Origin of the sequence: Pseudomonas sp. GL-B-19 (assembly GCF_019956415.1) — a bacterium.
Lineage (GTDB): Bacteria > Pseudomonadota > Gammaproteobacteria > Pseudomonadales > Pseudomonadaceae > Aquipseudomonas.
Window position 1 is genome coordinate 74,518 of record NZ_JAHBDK010000027.1, and the last position, 8,316, is coordinate 82,833.

At 56.7% G+C, this 8,316-nt stretch carries 9 protein-coding genes; 8 read left to right on the forward strand and 1 reads right to left on the reverse strand.

Features of this window, described 5'->3' with window-relative positions:
- Both KGB06_RS11680 and KGB06_RS11685 read left to right on the forward strand, forming a co-directional pair.
- Positions 1-747 (forward strand): tetratricopeptide repeat protein, encoded by a 747-nt coding sequence (locus KGB06_RS11680; RefSeq protein WP_223515690.1) that lies wholly within the window; start codon positions 1-3, stop codon positions 745-747.
- Complete coding sequence (locus tag KGB06_RS11685; protein WP_223515693.1) at positions 747-1,082, forward strand: YqcC family protein; 336 nt, start codon at positions 747-749, stop codon at positions 1,080-1,082. Before KGB06_RS11680 ends, KGB06_RS11685 begins: the two co-directional genes overlap by 1 nt.
- Before the next feature lie 90 nt (positions 1,083-1,172).
- Here KGB06_RS11685 and KGB06_RS11690 read toward each other — a convergent pair whose 3' ends face one another.
- Positions 1,173-1,610 carry a DUF4124 domain-containing protein gene (locus KGB06_RS11690; protein WP_223515696.1) on the reverse strand — a complete coding sequence of 146 codons (438 nt, stop codon included), beginning with the start codon at positions 1,608-1,610 and terminating at the stop codon, positions 1,173-1,175.
- A gap of 400 nt (positions 1,611-2,010) precedes the next feature.
- On the opposite strand from KGB06_RS11690, the gene KGB06_RS11695 reads away from it, so the two are divergent.
- The 6 genes from KGB06_RS11695 to msrQ all read left to right on the forward strand — a co-directional run bounded on the left by KGB06_RS11695 (position 2,011) and on the right by msrQ (position 7,994).
- Complete coding sequence (locus tag KGB06_RS11695; RefSeq protein WP_223515699.1) at positions 2,011-3,735, forward strand: acetolactate synthase 3 large subunit; 1,725 nt, start codon at positions 2,011-2,013, stop codon at positions 3,733-3,735.
- Between the two features lie 2 nt (positions 3,736-3,737).
- Positions 3,738-4,229, forward strand: a complete 492-nt coding sequence (ilvN, locus tag KGB06_RS11700; protein WP_003176102.1) for an acetolactate synthase small subunit — start codon at positions 3,738-3,740, stop codon at positions 4,227-4,229.
- 48 nt (positions 4,230-4,277) lie between these two features.
- Entirely contained in the window at positions 4,278-5,294 is a 1,017-nt protein-coding gene (gene ilvC / locus KGB06_RS11705) for a ketol-acid reductoisomerase (protein ID WP_007948647.1), read from the forward strand.
- 145 nt (positions 5,295-5,439) lie between these two features.
- The gene (gene pssA / locus KGB06_RS11710) at positions 5,440-6,297 is read left to right on the forward strand and encodes a CDP-diacylglycerol--serine O-phosphatidyltransferase (RefSeq protein ID WP_007948646.1); all 858 of its coding nucleotides are present in this window, start codon (positions 5,440-5,442) and stop codon (positions 6,295-6,297) included.
- A gap of 63 nt (positions 6,298-6,360) precedes the next feature.
- The gene (gene msrP / locus KGB06_RS11715; RefSeq protein WP_223515701.1) at positions 6,361-7,374 is read left to right on the forward strand and encodes a protein-methionine-sulfoxide reductase catalytic subunit MsrP; all 1,014 of its coding nucleotides are present in this window, start codon (positions 6,361-6,363) and stop codon (positions 7,372-7,374) included.
- A complete protein-coding gene (msrQ, locus tag KGB06_RS11720) occupies positions 7,374-7,994 on the forward strand; it encodes a protein-methionine-sulfoxide reductase heme-binding subunit MsrQ (RefSeq protein WP_223515704.1) in 621 nt (206 codons plus the stop codon). Before msrP ends, msrQ begins: the two co-directional genes overlap by 1 nt.
- The last annotated feature ends 322 nt before the right edge of the window (positions 7,995-8,316 follow it).

Here is an 8,316-nt window from a genome sequence, read left to right on the forward strand (position 1 = left end):
GTGAACAAGTGGTTGATACCAGCAGTTGTCACCGTGGCGTTGCTCAGCGGTTGCTCCACCGTACAACGTGGTTCGATTCCGGTTGAGGATGCCGGCACGGCTGTGTCCAACAGTGAGCGGATTTCGGCGAATGGTGGCTTTCGCAAGTCGACTGTGAAGCGTCCTGCGCAAGCGCAAACCCAATCCCAAACCCAGGCGATTCCGCAAGGCGACACCGGTGTAGTGGTGATGGTCCCGGGTGGCGGCGCCGCCACCTCTGCGCCGATCAGTACCTCGCCAATTACGCCGGGCCCGATTACTCCTGGGCCGATCGACACGTCGCCGGTCCAGTCAGCACCGATCAATCAGGGCAGTTACAGCATGCCGCCGACGCCGAGCGGAATTCCTTCGGCGAGCGCTGGCGGTCTGTCAGCCGACGAGCAGCTGGATGGTCCGGTGCTGGCGTTGTTGACCACGGCTCAGCAGCAACAGGCAAGCGGCGACCTCAACGGTGCTTCGTCCAGTCTGGAGCGTGCTCAGCGAGTCGCGCCGCGTGAGCCGCAAGTGCTTTATCGCCTGGCTCAGGTGCGCATGGCTCAAGGGGATGCCGCGCAGGCTGAACAATTCGCTCGTCGTGGTCTGACGTTCGCCAATGGCCGTCCGGATCTTCAAGCCAGCCTTTGGGATTTGATTGCCCAGGCGCGTGACAAACAAGGTGATTCTGCCGGCGCAGCATTGGCCCGTCAGAAGGCCAAGGTAGCGCTGTGATGGACTCACGTTTCCCGAAGATTGCCGAGCAGTTGCTGCTGATTGAGCGTGAACTGCGCGTGCAGGGTTGGTGGGATGATGTGTCGCCCTCCGCTGAAGCGCTTTCCAGTGTCGAGCCTTTTTCTGTCGATACGCTGGATTTCGAGCAGTGGCTGCAATGGATCTTCTTGCCGCGCATGAAGATGATCCTGGAACAGGATTTACCGCTGCCTAACGCTTCGGGCATTCAGGAAATGGCCGAAATGGTCTTCGCCGGGCGCAATGTCCAAGGCAAGGATCGGCAGCTGCAAGTGCTGCTCAAAGAGTTCGACCTGCTGATCACTGCCTCCCGCTAACTCCGATCCTTTGTAGGAGCCAAGCTTGCTCCGGGCGGCGTTCCGACGATAGCGGTGAAACATTCAACAAATCTGTTGAGTGCTATGCCCTCATCGCAAGCAAGCTCGGCTCCTACAGCAGTTATCCGCAATCTGTTTCTGTGTTTCGCTGATGCGCTCCTGACGTTGTTGGTCGGTCAGGCGGCGCATCTCGCCGTCCACATCCTCCCGAAGTCGCGGATTGTTTTGCAGTCGAGCCAGGTTCGTCCGCGCCTGCACGCAAAATGCGTTGAGTTGAGCTTGCTGCTCGGCGACCTGCTTTTTTACGGTGTTGTCGATGTCCTGTTGATTACCGATGGCGCTGCTGCCTGGCAGCGTGTCCGGTTTGCTGGCAGAAGAGGAGGGCGTCACCAGGGTGGCGGCTTCCTGTCCTTGGGGTGGTTGTGAATCGAAGTGAGTCACGCCTTGGACATCGACCCATTTGTAGATCTGGCCCGCCATGCATAAAGGGCTGATCAGCAGGCTGACCGTGAAGAAGATCGTTCGCATGCCATTTCCTAGTCTTGAGTTGCGCAATCGAAGCTAACACAGTCGTTGTTTGGCGATTTTTTCTTGCTTTCTCATGTGCTTACTTCAATAAAGCACATTGACGACTTGACTTGCAGAGGACGAAACAGAAGAATCCAAAGTCCGCTGTAGAGGGACTGCCAGAAGCAGACCCACTCAGCAGATCATGAGGCGCACATCCGCGCCGACTTGTTACACCCGCAACGCGTTACCTCGCGCTGGGTGGGAAAGGCCCGCAACACTTGGGACGATCCCAATACTTGCTCAGTCAGTGCTGACGTAGTCGGCGACCACCGTCGCTCATGCTCTGCTGAGAAGTAAACCTATTAAGACCCGTCCCCGTTTTTGTGGGCGGTATTCTGGCGTTTTAGAGGTGAACAACGTGGAGCTTTTATCTGGCGGTGAGATGCTCGTCCGCTTCTTGCGTGACGAAGGCGTCAAATATATCTACGGGTACCCGGGTGGTGCTCTTCTTCATGTCTACGATGCCCTGTTCAAAGAACCGGAAGTGACCCACATCCTGGTTCGTCACGAGCAGGCTGCGACCCATATGGCTGACGGTTATGCCCGTGCCACCGGTAAAGCCGGCGTGGTACTGGTGACTTCCGGCCCGGGCGCAACCAACGCCATCACCGGTATTGCCACGGCCTACATGGACTCCATTCCGATGGTGGTCATTTCCGGCCAGGTGCCTAGCAGCATGGTGGGCACTGATGCGTTCCAGGAAACCGACATGATCGGTATCTCCCGGCCGATCGTGAAGCACAGCTTCATGATCAAGCACGCATCAGAAATCCCGGAAGTCATGAAGAAAGCGTTCTACCTGGCGCAATCCGGTCGTCCGGGCCCGGTCGTTGTCGATATTCCGAAAGACATGACCAACCCGGCCGAGAAGTTCGAATACATCTTCCCGAAGAAAGCCAAGCTGCGTTCCTACAGCCCGGCCGTTCGCGGTCATTCCGGGCAAATCCGCAAGGCGGCAGAAATGCTCCTGGCGGCCAAGCGTCCAGTGATGTACGCCGGCGGCGGTGTGATTCTGGGTGGTGGCTCCGCGCCGCTGACCGAATTGGCGAAGATGCTCAACCTGCCAGTGACCAATACCCTGATGGGCTTGGGTGCCTACCCTGGCACCGACCGTCAGTTCATCGGCATGCTCGGCATGCACGGCAGCTACACCGCCAACCTTGCGATGCACCATGCCGACGTGATCCTTGCGGTCGGCGCACGTTTCGATGACCGTGTGATCAACGGTCCGGCCAAGTTCTGCCCGAATGCCAAGATCATTCACATCGACATCGACCCGGCTTCGATTTCCAAGACCATCAAGGCAGACGTGCCTATCGTCGGCCCGGTCGAGAGCGTCTTGACCGAAATGGTCGCGATCCTCAAGGAAATCGGCGAGACCCCGAACAAGGAGTCCGTTGCCAGCTGGTGGAAGCAGGTCGACGAATGGCGCGGTGATCGCGGCCTGTTCCCTTACGACAAGGGCGACGGCAGCGTCATCAAGCCGCAGACCGTGATCGAAACCCTGTGCGAAGTCACCAATGGCGATGCCTTTGTGGCCTCCGACGTGGGTCAGCACCAAATGTTCGCGGCGCAGTACTACAAGTTCAACAAGCCGAACCGCTGGATCAACTCCGGTGGCCTGGGCACCATGGGCTTCGGTTTTCCGGCGGCCATGGGCATCAAGTTGAGCTTCCCGGATGCCGACGTTGTCTGCGTGACGGGCGAGGGCAGTATCCAGATGAACATTCAGGAACTGTCCACCTGTCTGCAATATGGCTTGCCGGTCAAAATCGTGATCCTGAACAACGGCGTTCTGGGTATGGTTCGCCAGTGGCAAGACATGAGTTACGGCAGCCGACACTCGCACTCCTACATGGAATCCTTGCCTGACTTCGTCAAGCTGGCAGAAGCCTATGGTCACGTTGGCGTGCGCATCACCGACTCGAAAGATTTGAAGTCGAAGATGGAGGAGGCGTTCGCCATGAAGGATCGCCTGGTGGTGCTGGATATTTCAGTCGACACCAGCGAACACGTCTACCCGATGCAGATCAAAGACGGCTCCATGCGCGATATGTGGCTGAGCAAGACGGAGCGTACTTAATCATGCGACACATTATTTCCTTGCTTCTGGAAAACGAACCGGGCGCTCTGTCTCGTGTAGTCGGCCTGTTCTCGCAGCGCAACTACAACATCGAAAGCCTGACCGTGGCACCCACCGAAGACCCGACTCTGTCGCGTCTGACGCTGACCACCGTTGGCCACGATGAAGTCATCGAGCAGATCACCAAGAACTTGAACAAGCTGATTGAAGTGGTCAAATTGGTCGACCTGTCGGAGAGTGCTCACATCGAGCGCGAACTGATGCTGGTCAAGGTCAAGGCCACCGGCGCCCAGCGTGCCGAGATCAAGCGCACTACCGATATTTACCGTGGGCAGATCGTCGATGTCAGCGCCAGCGTGTATACCGTTCAACTGACCGGTACCAGCGACAAGCTCGACAGCTTCATTCAGTCCATTGGCACTGCGTCGATTCTGGAAACCGTCCGTAGCGGCGTAACCGGTATTGCCCGCGGCGACAAAGTACTCAGCATCTAAACCAAATTAGCGAATGGCCTGAACGGCCTGGATACATAGGGGAATTTCATGAAAGTTTATTACGAAAAAGACTGCGACCTGTCCATCATCCAGGGCAAGAAAGTTGCCATCATCGGTTACGGTTCCCAGGGCCACGCTCAAGCGTGCAACCTGAAAGATTCCGGCGTTGACGTGACTGTTGGTCTGCGTAAAGGTTCGGCCACTGTTGCCAAAGCCGAAGCTCATGGCCTGAAAGTGACTGACGTTGCTTCCGCTGTTGCAGCTGCCGACCTGGTCATGATCCTGACTCCGGACGAGTTCCAGTCTGCCCTGTACAAGAACGAAATCGAGCCGAACATCAAGAAAGGCGCCACCCTGGCCTTCTCCCACGGCTTCGCGATTCACTACAACCAGGTTGTTCCGCGCGCTGACCTCGACGTGATCATGATCGCGCCGAAAGCACCGGGCCACACCGTGCGTTCCGAGTTCGTCAAAGGCGGCGGCATCCCTGACCTGATCGCTATCTATCAGGACGCTTCCGGCAACGCCAAGAACGTTGCGCTGTCCTACGCTGCTGGCGTTGGTGGCGGTCGTACCGGCATCATCGAAACCACCTTCAAGGACGAGACTGAAACCGACCTGTTCGGCGAACAAGCCGTTCTGTGCGGCGGTACTGTTGAGCTGGTTAAAGCTGGTTTCGAAACCCTGGTTGAAGCTGGCTACGCGCCGGAAATGGCCTACTTCGAGTGCCTGCACGAACTGAAACTGATCGTTGACCTCATGTACGAAGGCGGTATCGCCAACATGAACTACTCGATCTCCAACAACGCTGAGTACGGCGAGTACGTGACCGGTCCGGAAGTGATCAACGCCGAGTCCCGTCAGGCCATGCGCAACGCCCTGAAACGTATTCAGGACGGCGAATACGCCAAGATGTTCATCAGCGAAGGCGCAACCGGCTATCCTTCGATGACCGCCAAGCGTCGTAACAACGCTGCTCACGGTATCGAGATCATCGGCGAGCAACTGCGCTCCATGATGCCGTGGATCGGTGCCAACAAGATCGTCGACAAAGCCAAAAACTAAGTCACGCCCTTGTACGGAAAACGCGGCCTAGGCCGCGTTTTTTCGTTTGGATCGCCGCTTCTGGTATAAAGCTGCATCGTTTGTGGCCGAACCGTCGTCCCAGACACCTGTCGAAAACTTTCCATCCTGTTGCAAGGTAATGTCCATGAGCGAACGCCCCGAAGAGCCAAACCAGGCTTCTGACGCCGAAAGCCTGCTGCCCATCGATGAACATATCGAAGAAGGGCATGACGCTGAAGGCCGCAAAGTCCGGCATCGTGGTATCTATCTTCTACCGAATCTGTTCACCACTGCGAACCTGTTCGCAGGGTTCTACTCCATCATCAACTCGATGAGCGCCCAGGCGGCGTTGAGTGCCGGTGATTCGGTCAATGCGAGCAAGTACTTTGCTTTCGCCGCGATCGCGATTTTCGTCGCGATGGTGCTCGACGGTCTCGATGGCCGCGTGGCGCGCATGACCAATACCCAGAGCGCTTTTGGTGCCGAGTACGACTCGCTGTCGGACATGGTCGCCTTTGGTGTTGCGCCGGCATTGCTGGCGTTTGGCTGGGCCTTGGGTGATATGGGCAAGGTCGGCTGGATGGTTGCCTTCATTTATGTGGCGGGTGCGGCGTTGCGTCTGGCGCGCTTCAACACTCAGGTTGGCACCGCGGACAAGCGCTACTTCATCGGCCTGGCCAGTCCGGCGGCGGCGGGTGTGGTTGCCGGGATTGTCTGGGCGTTCAGCGACTACGGCATTCAGGGATCGAAGATGTCCTTCCTGGTTGCGCTGATGGTTGCGGCTGCCGGCATGCTGATGGTTAGCAACATCAAGTACAACAGCTTCAAGGAACTGGACTTGAAAGGGCGCGTACCTTTTGTGGCGATCCTTGCGGTGGTGCTGGTGTTTGCTGTGGTCTTCAGCGATCCGCCACGCATTCTGTTGTTGGTTTTCCTCGCTTACGCGGCCTCCGGCCCGGTGCAATACCTGTTGCGCCTTCGTCGGCACAAAAACGCCGAGTGATGTAATTTCCCCCATACTCCGCAGTCTATTGGTGCATCTGTTCTCCAAAGCTGCGGAGTTGCCATGCTGATCAAAGTACCCAAAGCGTCTGACTGCCATGAGTCGGACGTCACGCCTGAATCTTTCTATCTATCTCGTCGTAATGTTCTCGGTGCCGCCGTTGCAGGTTTGGCTTTCAGTAGCTTGCCGCGCTGGGCGAGTGCCGAGGAGGCTTCGCGCTATGCGGATGTCGAGCCTGGCAAGGCGCCTTCCTGGTTTGCCGAAAAGCTTCCTTCTACTAAATGGGGTGCGGTCGCCGTCAAGGACGAAGCGATTACGCCCTTCAAAGATGCGACCCACTACAACAACTTCTATGAGTTCGGTACTGATAAAGGCGACCCTGCTGCCAATGCGGGGGCGTTAAAGACTGAGCCGTGGAGCGTGGTGGTGGATGGAGAGGTGGGCAGGCCGGGGCGGTATACGCTGGAAGACTTCATGAAGCCTTACCAGTTAGAGGAACGGATCTATCGTCTTCGCTGTGTTGAAGCGTGGTCGATGGTCATTCCGTGGATCGGGTTCCCCATCTCGGCCTTGCTCAAGCAAGTCGAGCCGACCTCAAAGGCGAAGTACATTCGTTTCGAAACCCTGGAAGATCCCAAGAGTATGCCGGGGCAGCGGTCAGGCTTTGCCTTGATTGACTGGCCATATGTAGAAGGGCTGCGTCTGGATGAAGCGATGAACCCGCTGGCGATTTTTGCGGTAGGCATGTACGGGCGTGAACTGCCTAATCAGAATGGAGCGCCGCTACGCCTGGTGGTGCCCTGGAAGTACGGCTTCAAGAGCATCAAATCCATTGTGCGTATCAGTCTGGTCAGCGAGCAGCCGAAAACGACATGGCAGAGCATTGCTGCGGATGAGTATGGTTTTTACGCAAATGTGAATCCCATGGTTGATCACCCGCGCTGGACTCAGGCGCGGGAGCGTCGTCTGCCCAGTGGTCTGTTCAAGCCGAATGTGCGGGACACGCAGATGTTCAACGGCTACGCGGATGAAGTCGCCTCTCTATATACAGGGCTCGATTTGCGGAAGAACTACTGATGCGTTTTCCGGTTTGGCATATTGGCGTCTTCATTGCGGCAGCGGTGTGGCCGCTACTCTGGTTGTATCAGGCGTGGGCGGATGTGCTGGGGCCTGATCCGGGCAAGGTGCTGGTTGACCGGTTGGGGTTGGGTACGCTTGTTCTGCTACTCATTGCCCTCAGCTTGACGCCCCTGCAAAAACTCACCGGGTGGGGGGGGTGGATTGCGGTGCGAAGACAGATCGGTTTGTGGTGCTTCGCGTATGTGGTTTTGCATTTAAGCGGCTATACGGCGTTCATCCTTGGGTTCGACTGGTCGCAACTGGGTGTTGAGTTGCGCAAACGGCCGTACATTATTGTCGGTACATTGGGATTCTTGTTTTTGCTGGCGTTGGCGGTGACCTCCAATCGCTACAGTCAGCGGCGTTTGGGCGCTCGCTGGAAGAAGCTGCATCGCCTGGTCTATGTGATTCTCGGGCTTGGGTTGCTGCATATGTTGTGGATCGTCCGTGCCGACCTGAAGGAGTGGGTGGTGTATGCCTCTATAGGGGTGTTGCTATTAGTGCTGCGTATACCGGTAGTTACCCGTCGAATCCCGCGTTTAGTGGCTAAAAAGGCACCGTCTGTACGAAAGGCGTAATTAAAGGTTGACGGCAGATTCTGGGTGTCTATAATTCGCCCCACTTCCAGCGCAGTCGAAACGGAAAACTCCTTGGTAAACAAAGAGTTACGCAGTTTTCGGCAGCAAGCGGTTTCAGTTCATCGAAGCCCGAAAGGAGTTGAAAAAGAGGTGTTGACAGCAGCGTGTAACGCTGTAGAATTCGCCTCCCGCTGACGAGAGATCGAAAGCGCAAGTGGTTGAAGTTACAAAGGAAACTTTGAAAACTTCTGAAAATAACCGCTTGACAGCAACAGAGGCTGCTGTAGAATGCGCGCCTCGGTTGAGACGAAAGATCTTAACC